At 44.6% G+C, this 24,448-nt stretch carries 26 protein-coding genes, 3 pseudogenes and 1 riboswitch; of the genes and pseudogenes, 3 read left to right on the top strand and 26 right to left on the bottom strand.

Annotated features, from left to right (window positions below):
• Nucleotides 1–75: 75 nt before the first annotated feature.
• The 12 genes and pseudogenes from AC0VYI_RS08040 to AC0VYI_RS07985 form a co-directional block, all read right to left on the bottom strand.
• On the bottom strand, nucleotides 76–294 hold the full coding sequence (locus AC0VYI_RS08040; protein WP_475448521.1) for a hypothetical protein: 219 nt from the start codon (nucleotides 292–294) through the stop codon (nucleotides 76–78).
• A 9-nt stretch (nucleotides 295–303) separates the two neighbouring features.
• Nucleotides 304–483, bottom strand: coding sequence for a hypothetical protein (locus AC0VYI_RS08035; RefSeq protein ID WP_475448519.1), 180 nt, complete (start codon nucleotides 481–483; stop codon nucleotides 304–306).
• A gap of 307 nt (nucleotides 484–790) precedes the next feature.
• Nucleotides 791–1,327: pseudogene (locus AC0VYI_RS08030) on the bottom strand (IS91 family transposase); the annotation flags it as partial.
• Between the two features lie 200 nt (nucleotides 1,328–1,527).
• Nucleotides 1,528–2,500 (bottom strand): annotated as a pseudogene (locus AC0VYI_RS08025) (transposase).
• Between the two features lie 105 nt (nucleotides 2,501–2,605).
• Entirely contained in the window at nucleotides 2,606–2,992 is a 387-nt protein-coding gene (locus tag AC0VYI_RS08020) for a type II toxin-antitoxin system YafO family toxin (protein ID WP_067021115.1), read from the bottom strand.
• Nucleotides 2,983–3,150 carry a hypothetical protein gene (locus AC0VYI_RS08015; RefSeq protein WP_175365335.1) on the bottom strand — a complete coding sequence of 56 codons (168 nt, stop codon included), beginning with the start codon at nucleotides 3,148–3,150 and terminating at the stop codon, nucleotides 2,983–2,985. Before AC0VYI_RS08015 ends, AC0VYI_RS08020 begins: the two co-directional genes overlap by 10 nt.
• A gap of 5 nt (nucleotides 3,151–3,155) precedes the next feature.
• On the bottom strand, nucleotides 3,156–3,503 hold the full coding sequence (locus AC0VYI_RS08010) for a hypothetical protein (RefSeq protein WP_067021112.1): 348 nt from the start codon (nucleotides 3,501–3,503) through the stop codon (nucleotides 3,156–3,158).
• A gap of 35 nt (nucleotides 3,504–3,538) precedes the next feature.
• On the bottom strand, nucleotides 3,539–3,661 hold the full coding sequence (locus tag AC0VYI_RS08005) for a hypothetical protein (protein ID WP_281197898.1): 123 nt from the start codon (nucleotides 3,659–3,661) through the stop codon (nucleotides 3,539–3,541).
• Complete coding sequence (locus tag AC0VYI_RS08000) at nucleotides 3,654–3,950, bottom strand: DUF7660 family protein (RefSeq protein ID WP_475448516.1); 297 nt, start codon at nucleotides 3,948–3,950, stop codon at nucleotides 3,654–3,656. The genes AC0VYI_RS08005 and AC0VYI_RS08000 overlap by 8 nt, the downstream gene beginning before the upstream one ends.
• Nucleotides 3,951–3,957: 7 nt before the next feature.
• Entirely contained in the window at nucleotides 3,958–4,557 is a 600-nt protein-coding gene (locus tag AC0VYI_RS07995) for a GNAT family N-acetyltransferase (RefSeq protein WP_475448514.1), read from the bottom strand.
• A gap of 326 nt (nucleotides 4,558–4,883) precedes the next feature.
• A pseudogene (locus AC0VYI_RS07990) lies at nucleotides 4,884–5,122 on the bottom strand (transposase); the annotation flags it as partial.
• A gap of 103 nt (nucleotides 5,123–5,225) precedes the next feature.
• A complete protein-coding gene (locus AC0VYI_RS07985; protein WP_475448512.1) occupies nucleotides 5,226–6,131 on the bottom strand; it encodes an AraC family transcriptional regulator in 906 nt (301 codons plus the stop codon).
• A gap of 175 nt (nucleotides 6,132–6,306) precedes the next feature.
• Here AC0VYI_RS07985 and AC0VYI_RS07980 point away from each other — a divergent pair, with 175 nt between their 5' ends.
• On the top strand, nucleotides 6,307–7,146 hold the full coding sequence (locus tag AC0VYI_RS07980; protein WP_475448510.1) for an SDR family NAD(P)-dependent oxidoreductase: 840 nt from the start codon (nucleotides 6,307–6,309) through the stop codon (nucleotides 7,144–7,146).
• A 286-nt stretch (nucleotides 7,147–7,432) separates the two neighbouring features.
• Here AC0VYI_RS07980 and AC0VYI_RS07975 read toward each other — a convergent pair whose 3' ends face one another.
• The 7 genes from AC0VYI_RS07975 to AC0VYI_RS07945 all read right to left on the bottom strand — a co-directional run bounded on the left by AC0VYI_RS07975 (nucleotide 7,433) and on the right by AC0VYI_RS07945 (nucleotide 12,192).
• The gene (locus AC0VYI_RS07975; protein WP_475448508.1) at nucleotides 7,433–7,801 is read right to left on the bottom strand and encodes a MazG nucleotide pyrophosphohydrolase domain-containing protein; all 369 of its coding nucleotides are present in this window, start codon (nucleotides 7,799–7,801) and stop codon (nucleotides 7,433–7,435) included.
• A 182-nt stretch (nucleotides 7,802–7,983) separates the two neighbouring features.
• On the bottom strand, nucleotides 7,984–9,255 hold the full coding sequence (locus tag AC0VYI_RS07970) for a diaminopimelate decarboxylase (RefSeq protein ID WP_475431693.1): 1,272 nt from the start codon (nucleotides 9,253–9,255) through the stop codon (nucleotides 7,984–7,986).
• A 133-nt stretch (nucleotides 9,256–9,388) separates the two neighbouring features.
• Nucleotides 9,389–9,838, bottom strand: a complete 450-nt coding sequence (locus tag AC0VYI_RS07965) for a hypothetical protein (protein WP_475448506.1) — start codon at nucleotides 9,836–9,838, stop codon at nucleotides 9,389–9,391.
• Between the two features lie 137 nt (nucleotides 9,839–9,975).
• Entirely contained in the window at nucleotides 9,976–10,260 is a 285-nt protein-coding gene (locus tag AC0VYI_RS07960; protein WP_021452995.1) for a MazG nucleotide pyrophosphohydrolase domain-containing protein, read from the bottom strand.
• An 86-nt stretch (nucleotides 10,261–10,346) separates the two neighbouring features.
• A complete protein-coding gene (locus tag AC0VYI_RS07955; protein ID WP_199476210.1) occupies nucleotides 10,347–10,973 on the bottom strand; it encodes a LysE family translocator in 627 nt (208 codons plus the stop codon).
• Nucleotides 10,974–11,111: 138 nt separating this feature from the next.
• Nucleotides 11,112–11,645, bottom strand: a complete 534-nt coding sequence (locus AC0VYI_RS07950) for a DUF6817 domain-containing protein (RefSeq protein ID WP_475448504.1) — start codon at nucleotides 11,643–11,645, stop codon at nucleotides 11,112–11,114.
• A gap of 169 nt (nucleotides 11,646–11,814) precedes the next feature.
• Nucleotides 11,815–12,192, bottom strand: coding sequence for a hypothetical protein (locus tag AC0VYI_RS07945; RefSeq protein WP_417884517.1), 378 nt, complete (start codon nucleotides 12,190–12,192; stop codon nucleotides 11,815–11,817).
• Between the two features lie 350 nt (nucleotides 12,193–12,542).
• Between AC0VYI_RS07945 and AC0VYI_RS07940 the strand changes: the two genes are divergently transcribed.
• Nucleotides 12,543–13,505 carry an integron integrase gene (locus AC0VYI_RS07940; RefSeq protein ID WP_475431684.1) on the top strand — a complete coding sequence of 321 codons (963 nt, stop codon included), beginning with the start codon at nucleotides 12,543–12,545 and terminating at the stop codon, nucleotides 13,503–13,505.
• A gap of 72 nt (nucleotides 13,506–13,577) precedes the next feature.
• Here the strand turns inward: AC0VYI_RS07940 and atzF are convergent, their stop codons facing one another.
• The 7 genes from atzF to AC0VYI_RS07905 all read right to left on the bottom strand — a co-directional run bounded on the left by atzF (nucleotide 13,578) and on the right by AC0VYI_RS07905 (nucleotide 23,571).
• A complete protein-coding gene (gene atzF / locus AC0VYI_RS07935) occupies nucleotides 13,578–15,407 on the bottom strand; it encodes an allophanate hydrolase (RefSeq protein WP_475448502.1) in 1,830 nt (609 codons plus the stop codon).
• A 23-nt stretch (nucleotides 15,408–15,430) separates the two neighbouring features.
• Nucleotides 15,431–19,072 carry an urea carboxylase gene (gene uca, locus AC0VYI_RS07930; protein ID WP_475448500.1) on the bottom strand — a complete coding sequence of 1,214 codons (3,642 nt, stop codon included), beginning with the start codon at nucleotides 19,070–19,072 and terminating at the stop codon, nucleotides 15,431–15,433.
• A gap of 266 nt (nucleotides 19,073–19,338) precedes the next feature.
• Nucleotides 19,339–19,983, bottom strand: coding sequence for an urea amidolyase associated protein UAAP2 (locus AC0VYI_RS07925; RefSeq protein ID WP_067018269.1), 645 nt, complete (start codon nucleotides 19,981–19,983; stop codon nucleotides 19,339–19,341).
• Between the two features lie 2 nt (nucleotides 19,984–19,985).
• A complete protein-coding gene (locus AC0VYI_RS07920) occupies nucleotides 19,986–20,726 on the bottom strand; it encodes an urea amidolyase associated protein UAAP1 (RefSeq protein WP_475448498.1) in 741 nt (246 codons plus the stop codon).
• Between the two features lie 20 nt (nucleotides 20,727–20,746).
• Nucleotides 20,747–21,604 (bottom strand): ABC transporter ATP-binding protein, encoded by an 858-nt coding sequence (locus tag AC0VYI_RS07915; protein WP_475448496.1) that lies wholly within the window; start codon nucleotides 21,602–21,604, stop codon nucleotides 20,747–20,749.
• Nucleotides 21,601–22,419 (bottom strand): ABC transporter permease, encoded by an 819-nt coding sequence (locus AC0VYI_RS07910; protein ID WP_199476201.1) that lies wholly within the window; start codon nucleotides 22,417–22,419, stop codon nucleotides 21,601–21,603. The genes AC0VYI_RS07915 and AC0VYI_RS07910 overlap by 4 nt, the downstream gene beginning before the upstream one ends.
• A gap of 99 nt (nucleotides 22,420–22,518) precedes the next feature.
• Complete coding sequence (locus AC0VYI_RS07905) at nucleotides 22,519–23,571, bottom strand: putative urea ABC transporter substrate-binding protein (protein ID WP_475448494.1); 1,053 nt, start codon at nucleotides 23,569–23,571, stop codon at nucleotides 22,519–22,521.
• 62 nt (nucleotides 23,572–23,633) lie between these two features.
• Nucleotides 23,634–23,742, bottom strand: a riboswitch (guanidine-I (ykkC/yxkD leader).
• A gap of 339 nt (nucleotides 23,743–24,081) precedes the next feature.
• On the opposite strand from AC0VYI_RS07905, the gene AC0VYI_RS07900 reads away from it, so the two are divergent.
• Nucleotides 24,082–24,387, top strand: coding sequence for a hypothetical protein (locus AC0VYI_RS07900; RefSeq protein ID WP_475448492.1), 306 nt, complete (start codon nucleotides 24,082–24,084; stop codon nucleotides 24,385–24,387).
• Nucleotides 24,388–24,448 lie beyond the last annotated feature (61 nt).

Below are 24,448 nucleotides of genomic sequence, written 5' to 3'. Positions count from 1 at the left end.
AGCGTTAGCGAGTCCGGTGGAGGCCACGTTTTTTGTGGGCGGAACGTATTTAAGCGGTTTGTTATGCATTTGTATTCAACCTACTTTATCGTAGGAAATACTTCTGCCAAAAGGTGGATAAATTGAAGTGGAGTCTTTTACAACGTATTTAGCAACCACGTTACCTTCTTCATCAACTTCGTCGTACCAGTATGTATCCGTGTCTTGACCTTTCCGTTGCTCCCACTTTGTATCTGTTTGAACAAGCTCATGATTATCAGGAATACCGATTTTTTCTTTATATTCTTGGCTCATAAATACTTCCTATTTATTAATGTCTTCGACTTTTCGAGTAGTGAATGTGGCCGATGTCATTTCGGTTCGTACAGTTGTACCACAGTACGGACAGATAACAGGCTCAAGCTCTTTACCGCCAGGAACCCCACCACCAATACTACTAACGTAAAACTCCTTCTTACATTCAGGGTTATTGCATTGCTCCATGTCATTCTCCTTGTGATGCATAACAATTAAGGGTTATACGGCAGCGTAGCTGCGGCTATAACCCACTGTTGAACGGCTGCGTTGTCTATATAGGGGATTTGCTTTTTTCATGGTGGGACTTCCCTGTTATATAACTCGCTCAATACCAACGTCTGTCTGGACGATGCCGCTTCAGATCGTCTTTGATCGCTGCTATGTTGATTCTTTATTTGCTCTTTTGTAGCGCGATTTGACCCGCGAGGCAAGCGATTCCCTCAGGCCTTATGACCTGATCCGATTTATACACTGATCTCACCGTATACTAACGCTAACTACCATTGTCCCATGACTGCAGGATGCGAAGCCGTTTTGTCACTTTACTCTCAGATACATCGCCAAGATACATCACTGCATGCTCTCCACAAGCAGGACATGAACAACCTGACTCAGCAGCCTTTTCACTGCCGTCCTTGGCTCGCGATTCGTTCATGTCTAACTGCTTATCTACCCGCTTCTTCACTTTGGCTCTTATTGCATTAGACAAACAGCCATAATGCCGGATGCGCATAACCCCCCTTGGTAATACATGGAGTAAAAAACGTCTTAGCAGTTCTTGTGGCGTGAGTGTTAAAAGAGACTGCTTGCCGGAACGATAATCTCGATATTGAAGACTGATTTTGTCGTTGTTCCACACTTGGAAACGATTGTTAGATAAAGCAATACGATGGCTATAGCGCGCTAAATAAGTCACCAAGGTTGAGCGATATTCAAGCGCCGATTTGCAATAGACAACCCAAGGCTTTTGCATCAAAACATTCAATAGCCGGCTCACTTCCGTTTGCGATAACGCTGGTAGGAGATTTTTCGAGACACCCATATTAAATACCTATCTACATCATACAAAACTATCTTCTTCACAGAAAGAATTTATATGGAATTCATCTTTTATCGTTTCGTTAAGGGATAACTAACTGATAAAAAAGGCTGGTTATTGGATTTTTGGGCGAGTAAATTTACCAATACATGATTAGTATATAAAGAAAGACGATGAATGCTGGAATGAAGCTAAGCGAGTAGTCGGTTATGACTGGATCTTGGCTTTCTATTTAGTTTATTTGAATCACAATAATTCACAATAGATTGTTCGGCACCAACAACAGTACCGGTTCTTGCGCAAAATTCTGTGGCGATACGAAGCCAATTTTCTGAGGATATATTGAGTCGTTGAAGAATCGACAACAGTGAGACATTTATAGCGCCACGTTTATCTTCTCGGATGATTCGCCCAGTCATATCAACCAATTCAAGGTAATCAGATAATTCAAAAGGTAGGCCATCCGGCATGTTTTCTCTGGGGTTACCGACAAAAGGATAAAGCAATTTTGGTTGCTTTTGATGTTTAGCAGCGACCACACGCTTTTTAACGCTAGTAAATTCCGAAGCTTCAGGCGTTTCACTTATTTTTGCCCTTAACGGATTAAGATCAACATAAGCCATACAAGCCGCTAATGCGGCTTCATCAAGTAACGCTTGAGACTTAAATCGTCCTTCCCAAAACCTACCAGTGCAGTTGTCTTCAAAATTTGCCTGTCGAGCAATTGGCTCATTAAGCTCTTTCATGAACAAGCTAATGTCCATAAGGCGGCTTCTATTAAGCTTCAGCAGACACTTCTACCAAAGCCATTGCATAGTCTGGCAATGATTCCCCTCTTACATATTGCTGTGTAAACAAGGTGCCTTTATGTAACTTATGCCACCTTTGCAGAACCTCTAATGTAGACCACTTCGCTGCTTTTTCTGCATTGATATGCAACACCACATGAAGGTGGTTACTCATTACCGCATAGGCACAAACATCGATCGCAAAGACACTGGCTAAGAATAACAAACGCTCTTCAACCCAGCCACGGCGGTGCTCAAAGCTTGCACCAGAAACCGGATCTTCTCCACACAAAAACGCCCTACGAACACAACGAGAAACACAGTGATAGTAAGGCGTATCTTGTAAACTAACTTGCTGGCTTCTGGCTCTTGGCATAACGAAACCTCTCTTCCATAAGAAATATACTGGTTAAATATACAGCATAGGGAAGAATCGTCAAGTTACGATGGGTGTCCCATTATGTATGTATGCTTGTTAGCACTAAAACTTGTTACGAAAATCTTCAGCAATATCCGCTAAACCAAGCATAAACATATTATCTCGGTACTTTGCGTGAGCACCATTTACGAGTGTAATTAAGAGGTAACAGTCTTTGTGGAAGTATCCTTGGCAATAAACCAAATGAGTGTCGCTCGTCCGGTCAAACTGAAGAACTCTTACACCCCATGGTTTCCGCTCATTCAAATGCACATGCATTAAACCGGCAGCTTTTACAGATGCTGGTCTATTGAAACTTACATCCCGGCCAAAGTAGTCTAAATTATCACCATTTTCTTTGTAATCTTTGAACTTTGAAACTATTAGCTGCAGCTCAGAATCGTTTAAGCCTTCACTAATTAATTTACTTGTGAAAACTCTTACTCCCATTCTGTAAACTCCTGTATAGATGGTTTTGAGCTTTTTACTTTTTGTTCTTGTATCGCAGCAACAATGGTTCTCTCAAGTTTATCGATCCCCTTAGCATCCGATACTTTATCAAGTTCTAACTTTTTCTTCTTTAATACAATATTCCGTTTTTTATCCATGGCAATTAGTTCTCCCTGATTTCGTAACGCGCCACTTCTACATCTTCAAATCTAGCTACTTCATTCATTGATTCTTCAAGATAATCTGCTTTAATGATTGTTGAAATCAGGCTATTAAGATCAAAATCACACTCATTTAAAAAGCAAAAGAAAGAAAATAATGGATTAGTTTCACCAACAGAATGAAAAGTATATTGCTCAATAATGCTCGGCAATCTGGATAGAACTTTTTCAACAACTATATATGAGTTATCACCCTCTCCATATACATGAACAACTAAGTCATCTTCTCTATGGACTCTTTCCTCACCAGAAAGAAAACCCATCCAATCTGTTAACGTTTTTAGGGCCATCTATGCCTCCTATACTTGAATGTTAATTTTTAGTGCTAACGCCCAGCTAAACCGCCGGAACGAAGTTGTTTGTTTTGTGCGAGCGTAGCGGAAAAGCACAAAACAAACAACGCAGTGGAGGTCGGCTTGAGCTGTTTGTTAAATACGGAATTACTCATATATTTTTCCGCAATACAAAAACACTGCGAATTGCTTCCATTTATTAGACTGAAGATCTGAATCTTGCCTAATACCAAAATCAGAATCTTCCGCCCAAGCAATAGCTGACTCCAAGAAACCAGCGATATCGTTGTTTGCCCAATCGCCAGCACAACCAACCTCATCGACAGGCTTTTCTTCATGAACCTCACGGTCTTTCATCAGCGCTTTCGCAAAGTCCAAGAAACTTTTTTCATCTTTGACTTCATCTAGGATTTCGTGCAGTTCTTTCATTTCCGCCTTGAGCATTTAACACTTACACCATTGGTGCGGTCTTTTTCGCGTCCATTGCCTGTACTTGTTCTGAGTTTTCTACCCACTTCTGAATAGTCAACTCAACCAAATTTTCTTCTACCCATTTACCATTTTTTAGAAAGCCTTGAGGCAAATATGCCTTGAAACTGAAACCGCATTTCTTTAGAACAGATTCGCTGGCTTTATTCCATAGCGCATAACATGCTTCAATTGATTTTGCATTAAGCCGTTGAAATCCAAAGCTAACTATTAATTGAACTGCCTCTGACATATACCCATTACCTTGGTGTTCTGGGTGCACCCAAAACCCAATATCCCACACACCAAGCGCATCTGTTTTACGAATCATTATTCGTCCTAAAAAATCAGCCTTTTCTATAGTTTCAATTGTAAAGCAGTAGCCTTTCCCCTCCCTCCAAGCTTTTACATTGTTCTTAAACGGCTCGACCAATTGCATTTCGCTTTCAGGCGGGCTCCATAGCATTCCATCCGTAAAACCTTCATATCTAGAAGCAGAAAAAATGTAAGGAATATCACTCTCTTCGATGTATCGGAGGGAGCAGCGCTTCGAATTTAGCCTAATGTCAGTATCTATTTCCATACTCTACTCAGAACTACTAAGCGGTTATACAGTGGCGAAGCCATGGCTATAACCGTCTGTTGAACGGCCGCGTTATTTATAGGGGATTTGATTTTTCAGAATTGGCGACGTCCCTGTTAATATCGCAGTGCTTTTTCTCCCTTACTAAGGGATATTCCCAAAATTTAGGCGGGATTTACGTTTATTTTTTATCACGGTATGACTCTTTTTACTCGAATCCTCAGCATTAGGCAATACTCGATACTTAGACTCTATGACCTGATCCGCTTTCAAGGTAATGTATTTATGCCTGAGTCTGTTAACTACTATTTAAGCCTAACTGAGGGTAACACATGAAGGTGGTTACTCATTACCGCATAGGCACAAATATCGATAGCAAAGACACTGGCTAAGAATAACAAACGTTCTTCAACCCAGCCACGGCGGTGCTCAAAGCTTGCACCAGAAACCGGATCTTCTCCACACAAAAACGCCCTACGAACACAGCGTACTCTCTACAAAGGAAAGTACAATGACAGTAAGGCGTATCTTGTAAACTAACTTGCTGACTTCTGGCTCTTGGCATGGCGAAACCTCTCTTCCATAAGAAATATACTGGTTAAATATACAGCATAGAGAAGAATCGTCAAGTTACGATGGGTGTCTCATAGTAGTTGCGATAAATAGTTTTATAGCTGATTGATACTGGCCCTAAAGCTGTTTTTCAGTCTTTTAGCATCCCGTTTTGGTGCATAACCAAACAACTTAGAATATTCTCGACTGAATTGCGCAGGTTCACAATACCCCACCTCAAATCCAGCTTCTGCAGCATCGTAGCCCTCAACAACCATAAGGCGTCTTGCTGTCATTAAACGCAAATGACTTCTAAAACGCATAGGGCTTGTCCCAGTAACCGTTTTAAAGTGCTTATAAAAACAAGATTGTCCCATTAGTGCGATGTCGGCCAGATCTCTAGTGGTCATTGATTCTGTGAAGTGAATTTCGATCCACTCAATAGCTTTTTTTATGTGGCGTAACTGACTGCCTGATGTAACCATTTGAGCAAGAATAGAATGAGTCTCTGGCTGCTGAAGTAGTCTCCAAATCAATTCTTTTTCAACTAATGGCGATAAAACATCTATACTCTGTCGATCATTCATTGTCTCCGCTAGCCTTACCACCGTATCGACTAGCTGATCATCCATTACCCCTAGTTTTAACCCCGAAGAGATAACGTTGTTTTTCTTTGCTTCAATCGATAATGTCATCAATTCGACTATGATTTCAGGATCCAAATCCAGTCTAAGGCAAACATAAGGATGTTTTTTTGTGGCTTTTATGACGGTTCCAAAAACTGGAAGTCGGACAGAGCCCAACAGGTAGTGGGCGGAATCATAACGATAAGTCTGATCATCAAGCCTTGCTTCTTTCACACCCTGAGCGACTACACATATTGAAGGCTCGTATAGAACTAATTCGGGGGCGGTAGGTACGGAACAGCGCATAATAGACATTCGGGGAATAGACGTCTGAAATACACCATCACTCGGTGCAAATTGCACTAGCAAATCGGTTAAGTCATTAATTGAACGCATTAAAATACCTTCCAGCTCTATTTTCGCTTAATAAACGAGAATATAAAGAAACAGAGGATTGTACAAGAATGCGAGAAAACCAATATATCGCATCAAAGCATTTTTCTGACAATATTTCATTTACACCGTCCCATATCCATGGGGTAATCATTACTGAAATACAGGAATTAGTCGTATGAAAAACACTTGGTTTATCACCGGAGGATCTCGCGGTATAGGTCTCGAAATAGTAAAAGCAGCCCTTGCGCAAGGAGATAATGTAGTCGCAACTGCACGCAATGTAACCACACTTCGAGGACAATTTAATGCACACATAGAGCAGTTGGAGTGCATTGAGCTAGACGTGCAAAATAGTGCGGCGGCACAAAAAGCAGTGGCAAAGTCTGTTGAGAGATTTGGAGGAGTTGATATTCTAGTGAACAACGCTGGTTTCGGGCAGCTAGGTCACTTCGAGACCATTGAGGCTTCGTCCATTGAGCAGCAATTTTCCATCAACGTTTTTGGTTTAATGCATATAACTCGAGCAGTATTACCTGAAATGCGTAGACAGCGACGTGGTTACATACTTAACCTTTCCTCCATTGGTGGCGCTATTGGGTTTGATGGAGCATCCATCTATTGCGCATCCAAGTTTGCTGTCGAGGGATTTTCAGAAAGCCTTTCAAAGGAAGTTGCTCGCTTTGGAATTGATGTCACCATCGTTGAACCCGGTTTTTTCCGTACTGACTTTTTGGATACGTCTTCAGTGCGCTACGGTCAGATACAAGTTCAAGACTATGAGAATGATGTCAGTACCCAAAAATCACAGTACGATGATTATAGCCATATGCAACCAGGAGACCCCAAAAAATTGGCACAACTAATTGTTAATGTGGCAGGTCTTAGTCAGCGCCCCGCCCGCCTTGTTGCTGGTTCGGATGCTCTCTCAATGTCTCGCGATACTCTCAATAATCGCATAGCAGAATTAGAACAGTGGGCTGACTCCTCAATATCAACGGATTTTCAGGAAGGGTAGGTTATAGAACTAACGCCTCATTAAGGGGGGCAAGTAGTAAAAATAGAACAAGACCCAAAAAAAGCCACTTCTCTATCCCTAAAGAAGTGGCTTTCGCAGTCTTTGCTTTTTCGTGTCTTGCTATTCCAATGACGCCAAATACGCTCGCCAGCCTTTAAAATGGGTGATGTCTTGTGCGTCTTCGATGCCGTAACAAGTTACGATGGGTGTCCCATTAAGTTATAATTACTAAAACTGAAGTAGAAGCAAAAGTGCCAAGCGTTGTGAATCCCTCTTAAATTGCTTGTTAGGTGCGATCTTTTTGTTCCTGTACCAAAGCTATTTTCTGTCGTCCTTTTATGCTTGCCCAAGACTCACCCGTTTCAATGCCAGACACCCTTTCTTCATACTTTTTGATAGCACGAGTTAAGACTGCTTTGGGGCATATACCTTGCTCTTTTTGTATGACAGTGAGTACATTCAGGTAGTCCCATAGCACATCACCTAATTCTTCTTCGAGATAACACTGACGATTTTTTGGAATTTCTTCTGATACTTCGTCAATTTCTTTTTTCATTTCCGCTAGGTAAGTTTCAGAGCCACTAGACCAAGAGTTGCTTTGATCAAACTCAGACTTACGCTCTGCGATCCTCAACAGTTCAGTAAATTCTTTCATATTTCCTCTTAGCACCTAACGCCTGAGTTCAGGTGCATTTGAGACGACGCCGTTTTTGCGTTTAGCAAAAATCGGTGACGGGTCAAATGTCACCTGCAACGACTTGTTGGGCGTCTACTGCACCAAGCCTATAAATATTTGTAATGACTGCAACAGCCACTCACATGAATTTTGGTTCACACCTATGAAACCACATTTATTTCATTTTGAATCAACTGCTCAAGAGTCTGCCGACGTCGGACTACTTGAACAGAACCATCCTGTCGGATCATAAGCTCCGCCGACTCGGGGAATGAGTTGTAATTCTTTGCCGCCATTGAAGCGCAATAGGCTCCAGTTCCAGCAATGACGACAAGATCACCGATCTTCATCTCAGGTAGCTCGATTGGCTTCAACCCATCAGGGTCGTTGGGCATCGGCGTTAAGATATCGCTCGATTCGCAGCAATGCCCCACCACCAGATAGTTACGTTTTTCGTTTTTATGCTCCGATGATGAAAGCGTGCTAATTTCGTGAATGCCCCCATACATCCCAGGCCGAATAAAATCGTTCATCCCGGTATCAAGCTTAATAAACTCGAATCCGTCATTGCCGGTATTCACGACATCTGTAACGGCAGAAATAATACCCCCTGCATTTCCCACCAAAAAGGCTCCAGGTTCGATCTCCTGTACTAATTTTCTTCCGGTGGCGTGATAAAAATCCTCAAATGCTGACTTCACGGGAAAACCGATTGCCTGTAGATCAGCGCCTTCTTCGGAACGATTTCTTGCAATCTTGAAGCCACCACCAAGACTCAATATTGAAACATCCGGCAGTGTTCGACACATCTCCAGAGACATCAACGCCACTTTCTTCCAGACGTTCGGATCTGCCCCGGATCCGATATGGGTATGGGCTCTAGTGACGGTAAGCGAATATTTTTTACAAATTTCAAGTGCGCGATCTAAGTGCTCGTGCCAGATACCAAATGACGAGCTAATACCGCCTACATTCGTGCGGTTGGTATGGCCTGAACCAAGCCCAGGATTGATACGGAGCGAAACCTCTCCGCCCTGACTCGCTGCACCAAACTTTTCTAATTGCATCAAAGAGCAAGCGTTCACCAATACACCAGCCCGATGCAGATCACCGATGTTGTTTGGCAGTTCCTGTGCCGTAATCTGTATGTCCGATGGAGCAACACCCGCAAGCAACGCGCGTTCGACTTCGTATCCGCTACTAGCGTCAATACAAACTCCAGCCTTGTACAAAGTACGCACGACGGAAATATTGGAGTTTGCTTTCATCGCGTATCTAACTTTTAGTCCAAACGCATTCGGCATAGCCTGCGCGAGCTGAGCTTGTCGCAACAACATGTCTTCGGAATAGATATAGACCGGCGTGCCATAATCCTTAGCAACCTTTTGCGCGAGATCATCCACCAGCAATTGGTTAAGTAGCTCGTTGTTCATAATGTTCATAACTCGTAGTCAATTGAGGTTACGGCACAACCGCGTCTGAGCTGACGTCCGACGCCCGCAGCACCGGGCAAATTTGAAGCGCAGCGGAAAATTTGTCCGAGTGCCTGCGCTTGTTAGAGGTTTATTACCCAAAAAACTCATGCTCTATTAAGAGTTTATCGTCTTCTAGTTTAAGCAAAAATGCTTTATTTATTAAAAGACCATTATCTGGATCTTTTGATTTTGCCTTGAAAATATACAAATTATTTTCATCGTCTCCGTTTTGGAAAACCTCAATATCACTAAGACATCCCCAAATATGCTCTGGGCTGCTGCTAGATGAACAAGGCTGATAAAATTTTGCAGAGTTAGACCAATACTTATTATGTATTTCGGATTTTTTATTTAAGTAAGGTGTTAACTCAGAGCTGTCATAGTTTTCTTTGCCCATAATCACAGCTTCTTGCTCCTCAACCTCAAGAAGCTCTTGAAAGTAGCTATGAACAACAGAACAGACTGCTTTTTCAATTTCATCGTAAATTTGAGGTAAATTTCCAATTCTATTAATTAAATTAAACGCATCTTCTAAATCCATATGTACCTCTAACGCCTTGTTAAGGGGTGAAGCACGCAGCACCGATGCTACCGCATACCACCTTAATCACTAAAACCAACGCATAGTAAAAATGCCACGCGTGCTGAATCCCTCTTGAACAATTTGTTATACGCGTTCTATCGGTTGTACTTAACCTTGTTCAAAACTTCTTTTAGTTCATGCGTTTTCTCAAGGTTTACACCGTGAATATTGGCTAAAGCACAAACATAATACAAGACGTCATATAACTCTTCTGCGATTGAACCTTTGAGTTCATCTAGCGTTGGTTGCCCACGTTTACCTTTGCGAATAGATTCCGATAATTCACCAACTTCTTCGATTAGTTTTAAAAAATAGTGTTCAGATTGCTCTGGCGCATAATCGAATTCTTTTATATGACTTTGTAATTCAGATAACTTCATAACGTCCTTTTTGTATCATTTTTCATTAAGCGTATAACGTTTGTGGCACGGGCGAGGAACGAGTCCTGTGCCCACATTTGTTCTATTTAGTTCGTAGATGAAAGTAATTTCAACCCCAACCCACCATAAACAACTGAAAAAATCTTTAATATTTTGCTTCTCGATTTTCGATAAAACCTTACAAATGATCTACTTGAAAATATTGACGCATACGCCACGTGAATAATTACTGAAAGAGTGAAAGTGCCAACGATTGCAGCAATTGAAACCCAAGCTGGAGCGTTGTTAAATGTAGATAATGATACTATTGCAACCCAAGCTAGCGCAGCTTTAGGGTTCGTCATCATCAGCGCGTAACCTCCGGTAAAATATCGTTTGGGTATTAACCCATGTGTCTTAGAGGTCCTATCTGAGGCTTCAGTCTTAGCTGACTTATAGGCTTTGATGGCGAGATAAATTAAGTAGCACCCTCCAAACACCTTTATCAAAAATAGTAATTCAGCGTATTTAGCTATAATCTGAGTCAGGCCTAAAACACTTAGAGTCGCCCACGTCAAAGAGCCGAATGCGATACCAAGACCAAACAATAAACCCGCAGCTTTACCTTTTTCTAGCGAGATATTAAGAACACCAAAAACATTTGGGCCTGGTGAAAGTACTGCAAAAATAAACGCAGTATATGTTAGTAACAACGCATTTATATACTCAACCATTTCCAATTCCCTTTAAATAGAACGCCCAATTAAGGGGAGAACAACGCTACCACCACGCCTAAAGCATTGTGCCATAAACACTAAATTTGAAGTAGAAGCAAAAATGCCAAGCGTTGTGAATCCCTCTTAAATTGCTTGTTATGCGAAATTCGATAATGCTGATTTGTACGCTTTTTTGGCCTCGGGACTTAAGTAACTGTCCATGCCTTGAAACAGCTCAAATAGTTCAGCACCATACTTGAGCTTGAATTCTTCACTGCTATATACAAGCTCTAGCTCGTTAGCGACCGTTAACTCACAAAACAATTTCACCATTGCACTGTCAAGCTTGAAGGTTGAACCTGTAAATCTGTCTTTGAACTGGATTTCTGGCGTTTTGCCAAATTGAGGAAATACATAGTCTCGATCGCATGAGCAATACAAGTAAACTAGAGCTTCTTCGTCACAACCAATAATTCGTGCTATTTCTTGGCGCTGACTTAGCGACACCATATTTTCATCGAAACCCGCTGTTCCATAAGCAGCGTGAAAGAGTCCTGCAACTTGAAGTAATTCGCTACTACCCCAGTTCACTAGAACTTCTTGAGTCCCTTTTAAGTGCGCTTCCAATGAACCGTTAAGGTGCTGAAAGTCACCCGCACCAAGTTCTTGAAGCATTCCAAATTTATCCATAAATCTCAATTTCCTTTAGGTCGCATAACGCCTACGTCAGCCGCGTTTTTGGAGTGGAGACTACTGGGATAAAATTGCGCAGCAATTCTCAATCGGCGGAACGAAAAACGTCGGCTGCACGTTTTTGTTATGCCGCGCTTCCTCACTGTTATCTATAACTCCATTCTATTTAAAGCTCTTTATATTTAGCTAGGTCTCGATAGCTCTCAAGTACTTTTACAATACCCTTAGACGGATCATAATTTTCGTCAGTGACCACATCATGAAATATACAATATAAGGAACCATCCTCACCATCATTTATATTTATGAAGTACGGATTGCCGCTACCAATTTCACAACCAGCCACTGGAACGTACCCATCTGACTTCACATACATACCAGGATAGTATTCTGTAGTTTCTTGAATCGAACTTGACTCATCCATGATATATAAATCCAAACCTTCTTCGTCTAAATTCGCTAAATCTGAGTCGGGAGGAATTTTGCAAAAAGCACCTTCCAAACCGTTTTCCTCTACGAATTTTTTCCAATAGTTAGGAATCACTTTTTACTCCCTATGGCATAACATTTTAATAGTGCGCATGCGCTTTTAGACAATTCCAAAAAGTTCTAATGAACGCCGTAAGTAACTGAATCAAAGTTACTTTACGAAATTACTCACAGAAACTGAAACTGGAAAAACGAGCATGCGTGTTTACACATTTATCCACAGCACGTTATTTCTGATGCGTATATTCTTATTCATTGATACTAAAAGACTTTAAGGCATGCTGCCAGTGCAGACACGCAATTTTTTGATTATTTTTCAGACAATCCGTGCCAAAAATTGGCAAGCTGAAAAAATATACTGTATATTTATACAGCTTTAGGTCAATTATCCACAAGGAGTGTGTGATGTCTTCCAGTCCTTTTCTTAACTTTATTCGTAATGAACTCAGGCTGCGCGGCTATAGCTTAAAAACAGAGAAGTCTTACCTGTATTGGATTAAATATTTTATTCGATTCCATAAGCTGCAGCACCCTCAAAATATGGGGGCAGAAGAAGTAAGAGCGTTTTTATCATTTTTGGCAATTGAACAAAATGTTGCAATTAACACACAAAAATCTGCCCTTAATGCCCTCGCATTTTTATATAACAAGCTACTTGATCAACCATTAGGAGACTTAGGATTTCAGCATGCTAAACAAGGTCGGCGCTTACCCATTGTTTTAGCACCTAACGACATTCAGAAAATACTAAGCTGCTTAAATGAACGGGATCACTTAATGTTCTCATTGCTATATGGCTCAGGACTTAGGATCAGTGAGTGCTTACGTATTCGCATTCAAGATATTAATTTGGATCAAGGTAGCTTGGTGGTACGATGCAGCAAAGGCAATAAAGATAGAACCACGATTCTTAGCCGTAAATTAGCTGAATCTTTAAACAAACAAAAATCCTATGCTCAAAAAATCCAACAAGACGACAATACAAAGGGATACGGCCCTTCTTTGCCCTTCGCACTGTCTAGAAAGTATCCGAACGCATTTCGTCAATTAAGTTGGATGTTTTTATTTCCCTCTACATCAATCAGCCCGCACCCTTTGACTGGCGAATTATGCCGGCATCATTTACATGATTCAGTGCCCCGTAAAGCATTAAAAACAGCAGTCCATGAAGCAGGAATTAATGAAACAAGAGTAAATTGTCACACCTTCCGCCATTCTTTTGCGACTCACTTATTGATGGCCGGACGAGATATAAGAACTGTTCAAGAGTTGTTAGGCCATAACGATGTGTCAACCACACAAATTTATACGCATGTAATAGGTCAACATTTTGCTGGAACCAATAGTCCACTAGACCAACTGCTATAAATAACATTTCCATAAAACCACTTCTCTATCGCTAGAAAAGTGGTTTTCGTTGTCTCTGCGTTTACCGTCTTGCTATTTCAATGACGCCAAATACGCTCGCCAGCCTTTAAAATGGGTGATGTCTTGTGCGCCTTCGATGCCGTAAGGTTCACAGATAAACCCTGCCACTTGGCTGCCGTCGGCGAGTGTTATTTTGCCGATACCGAGGGGCGCGGGGATGCCTGCGACAAAACTGCCAAAGTATTGTGTTGGCACAGACCAAACTTCCACTTCGATGGCGTCACCATTGTCTTTATCGAGTATCAACCCAGGGCGAAGCGGAGGCCCGCCCGCTAATGCGTACATGCGATACATGGTGGCGGTGGTGGTTTTGACTTTTAGGGTGGCGCCGCGTTCCGTTAGTTGCCAGTTAAGTGGCTGGCCTGCTAAATGCGCGCCGCAGACCATTACGTCGATGGTTTTCGGGTTGCTCACAGGGGTTGTGTTGTTTGGCGTTGCCACGACCTCTAAAGCCCCTTTGTTTAGGGGAAGCGCTTGCTGAATGCGGTTGGCAATGGACATTAACATACGGTCGCTAAAAGTCGGCCCCACAAGCGTGATACCAAATGGCATGTCGTTGTCTGTCATCACGGTGGGGACGGCGATGGAAGCCAAATCAATCAGGTTCATAAAGTTGGTGTAATAGCCCAACTCGCTATTGTGCTTAATCGGCTCAGCGAGCATTTCAGCTATGGTGAAGTGGCGCCCTGCTGTAGGCGTCAGCAAACAATCCACCTTTGCCATTTGAGCCAAACAAATTTGCTTCAAATCGTTAATGCGATATTGGGCTTTAAACAAGGCCGTTGCCGGCGGTTTGCCACCCGGCGCGATGATTTCCCGCACGACAGGGAAAATCGCCTCTGGATTCTCGTCGATCAGAGGTTGTGTGGCAATGTAGCGCTCGGACACCCAAGGGCCTTCGTATAACAGTTGGGCGATTTCATCAAAGGGAGCGTAGTCGATTTCTTGAAAGGCAAAGCCCTGCTCTTTAAGCAATGCTAACGTCTCGAAATAGGCTTTTTCATAGCTTTCGTCACCAAAGAATTTCAATTGATGAGCGGGAATCACACCGACGGTTAACGGCCCTGTACGTAAACCATAATGGCGAGTTTGATTGTCGAAGGGGTTCTGGCGGCTGTAGCCGTCTTGTACATCGAAGCCTTCTGCGGCCGCGAGCGCGATATTGGCATCGTCGGTGTTGTAAGCAAAAATGGTCATACAATCCAAGCTACGACAAGCAGGCACTAAACCCGTAGCCGATAACAAGCCTATGCTCGGTTTCACGCCAACCAAATTATTAAAGCAAGCCGGAACACGGCCCGAGCCTGCGGTGTCAGTGCCTAAGCTGAAACTGGCTAAACCAAGGGCCACGGCAACCGCTGAACCTGAGCTGGAACCACCACTGATGTAATCGTAATTAAACGAATTATGACAAGCACCGTAAGGCGAGCGGGTACCGTTCAAGCCTGTGGCAAATTGGTCTAAATTGGTTTTGCCAACGGGAATCGCCCCCGCATCGATCAGCTGTTGAACCACTTGAGCCGAGGCGCTCGGTGTGTAAGCAAAGGCATCACAACCTGCCGTGGTCGGAATGCCCGCCAAATCGATGTTGTCTTTAATGGCAAACGGAATTCCCCATAGGGGGTGCGTGTCCATGTCTTTGCTTTTTAAGCCTTCCAACCAAACCGCTTGTTCCGTTTCAGTTAACAGGTGAATCCAAATGTTGTGATCTTTGTAATCGGCTGCGCGCTCTCGGATATCCGCCATTACGCTTTCAGGGCTGGTTGTACCCGCTTGATAAGCGCTGCGCAGGGCAGAAAATCCCATGTCCAATCCACTTTGTGTTTCTAATTGCATGCCCATAGTTTGCTCCTCAATCTTCTACTTTATTCTTCAAGAACGACAATCGCTTGCCCTGCATTAACGCGGCTGCCGTCTTTTAATAACAAATTCGCTACCGCGCCTGCGCTAGGGGCATAGATGGGAATTTCCATTTTCATGGATTCTAAAATCACTAGCAGTTGCCCTGCTTGCACCTGATCCCCTTCTGCCACTTGGGTTTGCCAGACGCTACCAGAGACGGGGCTATCAACGACGGTCGCATCTTCGCTCCAAGTGATGTCGGTGGAAACGGCTTCGGCTTCTTCTGTATCAAAATGGAATTGACCATTGGCATGCCAGCGCGCTAATTCGTCTTCAAAGGCTTTATTACGACCTTGTTTGAAGCTCTCAATGCTGTCTTGGTTGTCATCGATAAAGCTTTGATAGTCAGACAAAGAGAAGGTGCTCTCTTCGATGCGTATTGGGCTCTTATCTCCAGGGAAAGTATCATGGGGGAAGTCTTTACGGATCTGCTCCAGTTCTTCGTGGCTCACTTCGTAAAAACGAATTTGGTCAAAGAAGCGCAATAACCAAGGTTTACTGAACGCGCTGGTCTGACGATAGCGGTTCCACATTTGTAATGTTCGGCCAACAAATTGATAGCCGCCTGGGCCTTCCATGCCATACACACACAAGTATGATCCACCGATTCCCACCGAGTTTTCCGCGGTCCAGGTACGTGCTGGGTTGTATTTGGTGGTCACTAGACGATGACGCGGATCCACTGGCGTGGCCACGGGAGCACCAAGGTACACATCCCCCAACCCCATCACCAAATAGCTTGCACTGAACAGGATGTCTTTCACCTCGTTAATGCTGTCTAGGCCATTGATACGACGGATAAACTCTAGATTACTTGGGCACCAAGGGGCATTAGAACGTACGGATTGGGCGTATTTGTCGATGGCTTCTTGGCAGGCTCTGTCATCCCACGACAAAGGCAAGTAGACAATTCTTGATGGCACGGTGAGTTCATCAAGCTGCGTGCTTAAGGCTTGCTCCGCCGCTTCTAGATGGCTTAATAAAGCCGTGTAGCTCAGTTGTTGACTGTCGTAGTGAATCTGCAAGGAGCGAATCCCCGGTGTCAGTTCGCGCATTCCGGCTAATGGGTTTTGCTCTAGCCATTGCATCAAGGCGTGAGCACGAAAGCGCAAACGAATATCCAGTATTTGCTCGCCATATTCCACCAGCAGGAAGTGATCTCCCGCCGCACGATAGACGATTTCATCACCAAAACGATCCGCCGATAGCGTTTTCAGAATCGGTGTCGGCTCTTCACAAGGGAAATCACAAGGGGGAATATCGCGTTCAAACGCGGTGAGGTTTGCCAAGCCGTTATTTTGGGCCGCTTCTAGGGCCACGGCGTCTTCCAAGGTCACAGGAATAAAACGGATTTTATCCCCTGCGCGAAGTTGGCCCAGCTTCCATAAATCCGCCGTAATCACCGTAGCAGGGCAAACAAAGCCACCAAGGGATGGACCGTCTGGCCCTAAAATCACCGGCATGTCGCCGGTAAAATCCACACTACCAAAAGCGTAAGCGTTGTCATGAATATTGGACGGATGAAGCCCTGCTTCGCCACCGTCGTTACGTGCCCATTTCGGTTTTGGGCCGATTAAGCGCACCCCGGTACGGCTGGAGTTGTAATGGATTTCCCAGTCTGTGCCGAAGAACATCTCGATGTCTTCTGGGGTGAAGAAATCTGGCGAGCCATGTGGTCCGTAGATCACCCGCAATTCATGGTGATTGCCCAGCTGGGGCACCAATTCGCCTGGGGCATGTGTGGGCAAATTGTCCAAAGACGCAGGTAACGTGTGCAAGACATCGCCTGTTTGAATGGCTCGGCCATTGTGACCACCAAAGTGTCCCAGTGTGAAAGTGGATTTCGACCCCAAATAATCGGGACAATCAAAACCACCCGCTACGGCCAAATAGGCCCGTGCGCCCTGCTCTTTAATACGACCCAAAGCTAACGTCTCGCCCGCTTTGATGGTCACTACTTGGTTTTGCTCAATGGCTTGACCATCGATTGTTGCATCAATCATCGCTCCACAAACGACCAGGCATGTTTCAAAGCTGAATTTCAAACTTGGCCCTTGCAGAGTAATTTCCATGGCGGCGGCAGAGTCTGGGTTATTCAGCAAGCGATTGGCGAGACGGGAATGATAGTTATCAAAAGGGCCTGACGGAGGCACGCCCACATTCCAATGATGTTGGCGACCAGGAAAATCTTGCAAGGTGGTTTGTGTACCGCCACTGAGCACATCAATACGTTCTGGCTGGTAGACATACTGGTTGAGATAACGTGTACTCACTTCACCGCGCAGTAAAACAGGGTCGATAACCAAGTTTTTCAGGTAGTCTAAGTTGGTTTCTGTGCCATATAGCATACAATCGTCGAGGGTAGCTTTTAACTGGGCAAAGGCGCTCTCGCGATTCGCCTGATGGATAATCACTTTCGCCAGCATGGGATCAAAATACGGTGACACTTCGATACCGGTTTCGATCCAAGTATCAATGCGAACACCCGAACCAGCAGCAACCTTAGCATTAGCCAAAGGCCACTGAACCTGACTCAACAAACCGGCACAAGGCTGAAAGTCTTTATACGGGTCTTCCGCGTAAAGGCGCACTTGTACCGCATGACCCTTCGGTTTTAACGCTTCACGCTTAGCGTCTAGGGCAAGGTCTTCGCCAGCGGCAAGGCGTATCATCCATTCCACCAAGTCCACACCGTAGACCATTTCGGTGACGCCATGTTCCACCTGCAAACGCGTATTCACTTCCAAAAAGTAAAACTCGTCCGTGTCCATATCGTAGATAAATTCTACCGTACCAGCATTGCGGTACTGAACAGAAGACAATAATAACTCAGCGGTTTGATGAAGCTGTTTGCGCACCTCATCGGTAAGGTTTGGCGCGGGGCATTCTTCGACGACTTTTTGGTTACGACGTTGGCTAGAGCAATCGCGCTCCCCCAGTGCTAATGCGCTCCCTTTACCATCGGCAAAGATCTGTACTTCAATATGACGAGCGCGAGCAATGAACTTCTCTAAAAAAACGCCGTCGTCCGCAAAGTTATTGGCACCTAAACGACGCACGGAATCAAAGCTGTCTTGTAAGCCTTTCTCATCGTGGCATAGATGCATACCAATGCCACCGCCACCCGCCGTGCTTTTTAGCATCACAGGGTAGCCAATGGCACTTGCGGTTTGGCAAGCGCTGTCTAAATCGGTGAGCAATTCGGAGCCTGGCGACAGTGGTACATTGGCTTTTTCTGCCAATTCCCGTGCTCTGTGCTTCAGACCAAACTCAATCATTTGTTCGGCGGTGGGGCCAATAAAGGCAATACCTTCTTCTTCACAGCGACGCACAAAGGCCGCGTTTTCACTCAAAAAACCGTAGCCGGGATGGATCGCCTGGGCACCCGATTGTTTGGCTATATTGAGTATTTTATCCATATCCAAATAGGTGTCGCTGGCACTGCCTTCGCCTAAGGAATAAGCTTCATCGGCGCGTTTAACGTGTAAACTTTTGGCGTCGGATTCGGCGTACACGGCCACGGAGCCAATCTGCATGGTGTTAAGCGTGCGAATAATACGAGTGGCGATGGCGCCTCGATTGGCTATTAAAACCTTATTAAACATGGTTCAACCTTGTCCGGGCCGTCCCGGAGTGAGATAAACCTCAGTGGCCGTCCACTGGGCTAACTAAAACGATCGGCTCTATCGGTCGTGACAGAGTGCTTCATGAACAAAGCCTGGATTAAACAAGCCAGAATGTCTGAGTAAAAACAGGCACAGAAAACGCTCGGTCGAAATACAGTCCCTGTATTTAACAACCTGCCGCCCCCATCCATGGGGCTGCTTATTTCGTAAGCTGTTTTCTCTATCAAGCATCTCAGACTACCAATTTAGCGTTTATCCCAGACCAACATATCCACTGGCGTTGGGTTATAACCGTTACAAGGGTTATTTAATTGTGGGCAATTGGAAATCAGCACGATAATGTCCATTTTGGCCACCATTTCCACGTATTTGCCGGGGGCTGAAATCCCATCTTCAAAGGTCAAACCACCCGCTTGCGTCACAGGCACATTCATAAAAAAGTTGATGTTGTGGCTAATGTCGCGCTTCGATAAGCCAAATTCTGGGTTTTCAGTAATCGCTAACATCCAGCTGTCACGACAAGCGTGCATACAACGTTTTTCTAGGTCATAACGCACGGTATTACTTTCTGTTGCGCAGGCTCCACCTAGCGTGTCGTGGCGACCACAGGTATCCGCGACGATCTCCAACATAACGTTGTTTTGATTGGAGCGAATTTCTGAGCCAGCGGTTAAATACACGTTGCCTTGCTCGCGAATGGTGTCCGTGGCGCTGTAGCGCTCGGCAGGATCATTGGCGTTGTAAAACAAAGTATCCGCCGCTTGGTTACCTTCTAAATCGACGAGACGAAACGTACTGCCCGCCTTTACAACGCCAATAAAATAATCCCCCGCATCAATATGGTAAGTGGTATTGGCATGCTCTGGGTTTAATAGGCTTTCTTTGATCATGATTAGGCCTCCGCGCCAGTGTCTGTGCTCATCTCAGCACCAAGGTAATAAAGTTCGTTATTCGCAAAGCCACGTTGGTTTTCAGGGCGAGACATTTTGCAAAAGTCGTCTTCCGCCACAGGGGCGGCTTTTTCTAACAGGATGGCAATCGGCTTTTTCGGGTAGCTGGCCGCGTTGCTCAATGGATGAGGGCAGGTATGCAGCATCACCAAAGTGTCCATTTCAAAACGCAGAGTGACACTTGAACCAGCAGGACTGTTGCCTTCCACTAACGACATATTGCCGTCAGCATCGGTACCCACTCGACTAAATAAGTTCAAATTTGCGGCGATGTCGGCTTTGGTCAGGCCATATTTGGCCATTTCCACCAGCATGGCATCGTGACCATTTTGCATCCAATCATTACGATCATTTTGGTAGTCGCGCTTGCCCCATTTGGCGGCAATGTGAGAGGCGTGACTGTTACCGCTGACGGTTTCATGCCAGCCCACGGAGTCTTCGATAATGGAAGCAAAGATGCGCCCCATGTCAGAATACAAGCAGTGTCCTTTGGTGAGTTTAAAAGTATGCTGCCCTTTTAAGGTATCTGGCGCGTTGTAACGCTCCAATAAGTTTTCTGGGTTGTAAAACACCATGCCCACATTGGCATCGCCTTCGATGTCTGTGAGGGTCATTTGCATACCACGGCGCACACGCAGTGACCAGTGGCTAGCGGCCGGAATAATGGTTTCGTACTTTTTCATAATAAATGTTCCTCTGCGTTCTATTCCATACTCGAAATGGGCTGTTCCATTTTAGTAAGCGGTCGAAGCTGTTGATCGATTTCGTCATAAAGCGGCTCAGGCATATGACCTACCGGTAGGTCATAGGTGATTGAAGCGCCATAGGCATTGGGGGAATGGGGGTCATGACGCAGTTTGTCGAATACCCATAAGCGTGTGCCGAGGTAGAAGCCTTCTTTTAAATCATGGGTGACCATAAAAATGGTCAGTTTATGTTTGTGCCAAAGGTCCAATACCAAGGCATGCATATCCGCCCGAATACCTGGGTCTAATGCACCAAAAGGCTCATCCAGCAGTAAAATGCGTGGTTTACAGATCACCGCTTGGGCAATGGCAAGCCGCTGCTTCATACCGCCAGATAACTCGTGGGGATAACGATTCAAGGCATGACCCAACCCTACTTGTGCCAGCATCTCAGCGGCTTCCTGCTTGGCGACTTTTTTTTCTTTGCCAAATAAGTAGCCAGTGATAGAGGATTTTTGAAAGCCCTTAGCCGCGATGACATTCTCCAACACGGTCATATGGGGAAACACTGAATATTGCTGAAACACAATGCCGCGATCGGAACCAGGTTCGTTGGGAATCGGTTTGCCATCCAATAGCAATTCCCCTTCGGTGGCCGTTTCAATCCCTAAAATCATTTTCAAAAAGGTACTTTTGCCACAACCAGAAGCCCCTACTAAGGTAATAAACTCCCCTTCTTGCACCGAGACATTGACCCGTTCGAGAATAATGTCTTGCCCGTAGGATTTGCCTATGTTGGTACCTTGAATAATGGGTGTCACAGCGGCCTTCTTCACGTTGGATACGGCAGTCTTTGTCTGAATAGATTGACTCATGCGCCCCCCTCCAGACTCCAAGGAAAGAGTCGTCGATTCAATCGCGCCAATAAGAAGTCAATCAAGAATGCCAGTAGAGTAATCCACGCCACATAAGGCAAAATGATGTCCATGGCAAGATAGCGACGTACTAAGAAAATGCGATAGCCGAGGCCATCAGTGGAAGAGATGGCTTCTGCGGCGATTAAAAACAGCCAGCCCGAGCCCAATGACAAGCGTATCGCATCAATCAGTTTCGGCATGATTTGCGGTAACAACACGCGAATTAAAATTTGGCTGGTGCTTGCTCCAAGTGTTTGTGCTTTCACCAGCTGTTCTGTCGGAATTTCCTGTGTTCGCCGCTGAATATCCCGAGCGATAAACGGGGTAATCCCGATGGCAATCAGGGTGATTTTCGAGGCCTCCCCTAATCCCACAACAATGAATAAAATCGGCAACAACGCCAAAGGCGGCACCAATGAAATCACGGTCAGCAAAGGGGAAAAACTGGCATTCACCACAGGTAAGGCGCCCGTTAATAAACCTATAACCAATCCCAGCAACGCCGCAATCAGCACCCCCGCCCCTAAACGCCCCAGACTGCTCAACGTATCCTGCCAGAACACATAGTCCCCCGTCCGACGACTGGGCTCAAACGCCATACGGTAGATCGCATCGCCCATTTGACTGAACGCAGGCAGCATTTTATCACTGGGGTTGATCGCTAAGCGGGCATCCGAGCTCACCATATAGATCACCAATAACAGAACAAAAGGCAGTAGGCCGATAATAATCGCACTGGTTCTGCTTGGTTTTAAATTAATCATTTTTTTCATGTTGAGTCCCATGACCACTCTCTTCGATCTTCTTCCCTTAGTTTTCTCAATGAAAACCAAGGGAAGCCAGACCTCCAGAGAATGCGTTTGTCAGGTGAGTTACAGTTTTCCGTCGGCAGCCATTTGCATATAGGTAGGGTCAAAGCGCAGTTTGATATTGTTTTTATCGCCAAATACGCCAGCCGGCATTTGAATACCAACCGCCCCTGCACTTGGCGCCCCATCACCTAATAAACCGTGCGCAAACGAGAATTCAGCAACGTGCTTCATGGTGGCGTAGAGTTGTTTACTATCGACCAACTTAAGAGCTGATTGTGGCGTATAGAACATGTGGGTTTTTGCCAATTGCGCATCGTAACCAGCAAGGTTTGTTTCCGCTGCCTCGGCCATGTCTGTACGAACTTCTTTGGCTTTCGCGCTGTTACCTTGCATCAAGCCCATGATTTCATACCAGGCACCAACAAGGGCTTTACCAAAATTAGGGTTCTCTTTAAGGGTTTTGGTATTGACGACCATGGTGTCTAGGATTTCGCCTGGGATTTGAGAAGAGTCAAACACATCATAGGTGTTCGGCATTTGTAGAATCTCACTGACAATGGGGTTCCATGTCACAGCGGCCGTTACGTCACTGGTGCCAAACACCGATGCCATGTCTGCATCAGAGGTGTTCACCACGTTCACGTCTTTTTCGCTCATTCCCACCGAAGCTAAGGCGCGGGCAAGCAAATAGTGAGACACACTAAATTGAACCAAGTTGACGTTTTGGCCTTTAATGTCTTTTAGATGCTTTTTGCCTTTCAAGATAACCGCATCATTACCATTGGAGTAATCACCGACAATCAATGCCGTACTGTCTACGCCACTGGCAGCGGGAATCGTCAAGGCATCCATGTTCGCCATAGTACAGCCATCAAATTGACCTGCGGTATATTGGTTCATGGATTCAACATAGTCATTGATTTGTACGACATCGATATCGATACCGTATTTGTCGCCCCATTTTTTGATAATGCCGGACTCTTGAGCATAAGCCCAAGGCATCCAACCCGCATAAATGGACCAACAGACTTTGAAGTGGTCTTTTGCCAAGACATTGGCAGACAGTAGAATAGAACAAAGCAGAACGGTTAACTTTTTCGCGGAGTATTGCATAGCGGTCACCTTTTCAGTTTTTACATTACACACGGAGTACCCTTGGCAAATATCGCCATGTGGTCTCCCGGGCTTTTGTCCCGCCGTGTAACCTTGAAACTGACAAGGTCGAATGCTCTCGGACCAGTCACTATATTTTTCTATATAGCCGGAACCCTAGCCTTCTATTACATCAAATTGTGAAGCTCGACTTCCCAAGGGTACGAACTTGACTTACATAAAGCAGATAGTGTGCCAATTGCGCAATCCTCTTGTTTTAACAGGATTAATGAAGAATAGCGGCCTCAAACGTCAAAAAATATGCATAGAAAGAATGAAACATCTTGGGTCATAGAGCAAAAAACGCACTGCGATAGAGCAAAAATTAATTAATTCATTTAAAATTAATTATTGACAGTATTAATACTCTTGTACTATTTTTGATCTGCCCAAGAGGTCCCGACGGATGCATGATTCCATTTTGATCAGAAAAGTCACGCGATCTGTAGTGCTTAAAACCGGAGGAAAATAATGATGAAAACGAAAGCCGGAACGATGACAGCCATAGCAGAAACCTTGATGGCCGATAATGTGTTTGCTATTCGCCAACGAATTAAGAGCCATTTAACTCTCAGGACAAATAACCACCCACTTTTTATAATAGTGCGAGAGTTAGTCGCAAAAAGATCAAAAGTTCTCACAGCTCTTCTTTTATTCTTCCTATTGATTGCTGGCATACCGTTAGATTCGAACTTTTTCTCGCCCTACAACTTAACTTTTACCTTACAAAAACTGCAATTAGTCGGCATCACTGCCCTAATTTTTTTACCAAATTGATGCGTTACGCAACAAACCATGTTGAATACAGGGTGAGCATATCACCTGTTTGAAAACCCAA

It is taken from the genome of Marinomonas sp. 63XJN7_9_ISO-PGPR-S23-217 (assembly GCF_056173515.1).
Note: the sequence above shows the minus strand (reverse complement) of the source record. Positions and strands in the feature narration are given on the sequence as shown.

Excerpts from the sequence above, each read along its gene's own strand:
- AC0VYI_RS08040 (WP_475448521.1), bottom strand. The coding sequence starts at position 294 with ATGAGCCAAGAATATAAAGAAAAAATCGGTATTCCTGATAATCATGAG.
- AC0VYI_RS08035 (WP_475448519.1), bottom strand. The coding sequence starts at position 483 with ATGGAGCAATGCAATAACCCTGAATGTAAGAAGGAGTTTTACGTTAGT.
- AC0VYI_RS08020 (WP_067021115.1), bottom strand. The coding sequence starts at position 2,992 with ATGGGAGTAAGAGTTTTCACAAGTAAATTAATTAGTGAAGGCTTAAAC.
- AC0VYI_RS08015 (WP_175365335.1), bottom strand. The coding sequence starts at position 3,150 with ATGGATAAAAAACGGAATATTGTATTAAAGAAGAAAAAGTTAGAACTT.
- AC0VYI_RS08010 (WP_067021112.1), bottom strand. The coding sequence starts at position 3,503 with ATGGCCCTAAAAACGTTAACAGATTGGATGGGTTTTCTTTCTGGTGAG.
- AC0VYI_RS08005 (WP_281197898.1), bottom strand. The coding sequence starts at position 3,661 with ATGAGTAATTCCGTATTTAACAAACAGCTCAAGCCGACCTCCACTGCG.
- AC0VYI_RS08000 (WP_475448516.1), bottom strand. The coding sequence starts at position 3,950 with ATGCTCAAGGCGGAAATGAAAGAACTGCACGAAATCCTAGATGAAGTC.
- AC0VYI_RS07995 (WP_475448514.1), bottom strand. The coding sequence starts at position 4,557 with ATGGAAATAGATACTGACATTAGGCTAAATTCGAAGCGCTGCTCCCTC.
- AC0VYI_RS07985 (WP_475448512.1), bottom strand. The coding sequence starts at position 6,131 with ATGCGTTCAATTAATGACTTAACCGATTTGCTAGTGCAATTTGCACCG.
- AC0VYI_RS07980 (WP_475448510.1), top strand. The coding sequence starts at position 6,307 with ATGAAAAACACTTGGTTTATCACCGGAGGATCTCGCGGTATAGGTCTC.
- AC0VYI_RS07975 (WP_475448508.1), bottom strand. The coding sequence starts at position 7,801 with ATGAAAGAATTTACTGAACTGTTGAGGATCGCAGAGCGTAAGTCTGAG.
- AC0VYI_RS07970 (WP_475431693.1), bottom strand. The coding sequence starts at position 9,255 with ATGAACAACGAGCTACTTAACCAATTGCTGGTGGATGATCTCGCGCAA.
- AC0VYI_RS07965 (WP_475448506.1), bottom strand. The coding sequence starts at position 9,838 with ATGGATTTAGAAGATGCGTTTAATTTAATTAATAGAATTGGAAATTTA.
- AC0VYI_RS07960 (WP_021452995.1), bottom strand. The coding sequence starts at position 10,260 with ATGAAGTTATCTGAATTACAAAGTCATATAAAAGAATTCGATTATGCG.
- AC0VYI_RS07955 (WP_199476210.1), bottom strand. The coding sequence starts at position 10,973 with ATGGTTGAGTATATAAATGCGTTGTTACTAACATATACTGCGTTTATT.
- AC0VYI_RS07950 (WP_475448504.1), bottom strand. The coding sequence starts at position 11,645 with ATGGATAAATTTGGAATGCTTCAAGAACTTGGTGCGGGTGACTTTCAG.
- AC0VYI_RS07940 (WP_475431684.1), top strand. The coding sequence starts at position 12,543 with ATGTCTTCCAGTCCTTTTCTTAACTTTATTCGTAATGAACTCAGGCTG.
- atzF (WP_475448502.1), bottom strand. The coding sequence starts at position 15,407 with ATGGGCATGCAATTAGAAACACAAAGTGGATTGGACATGGGATTTTCT.
- uca (WP_475448500.1), bottom strand. The coding sequence starts at position 19,072 with ATGTTTAATAAGGTTTTAATAGCCAATCGAGGCGCCATCGCCACTCGT.
- AC0VYI_RS07925 (WP_067018269.1), bottom strand. The coding sequence starts at position 19,983 with ATGATCAAAGAAAGCCTATTAAACCCAGAGCATGCCAATACCACTTAC.
- AC0VYI_RS07920 (WP_475448498.1), bottom strand. The coding sequence starts at position 20,726 with ATGAAAAAGTACGAAACCATTATTCCGGCCGCTAGCCACTGGTCACTG.
- AC0VYI_RS07915 (WP_475448496.1), bottom strand. The coding sequence starts at position 21,604 with ATGAGTCAATCTATTCAGACAAAGACTGCCGTATCCAACGTGAAGAAG.
- AC0VYI_RS07910 (WP_199476201.1), bottom strand. The coding sequence starts at position 22,419 with ATGAAAAAAATGATTAATTTAAAACCAAGCAGAACCAGTGCGATTATT.
- AC0VYI_RS07905 (WP_475448494.1), bottom strand. The coding sequence starts at position 23,571 with ATGCAATACTCCGCGAAAAAGTTAACCGTTCTGCTTTGTTCTATTCTA.
- AC0VYI_RS07900 (WP_475448492.1), top strand. The coding sequence starts at position 24,082 with ATGATGAAAACGAAAGCCGGAACGATGACAGCCATAGCAGAAACCTTG.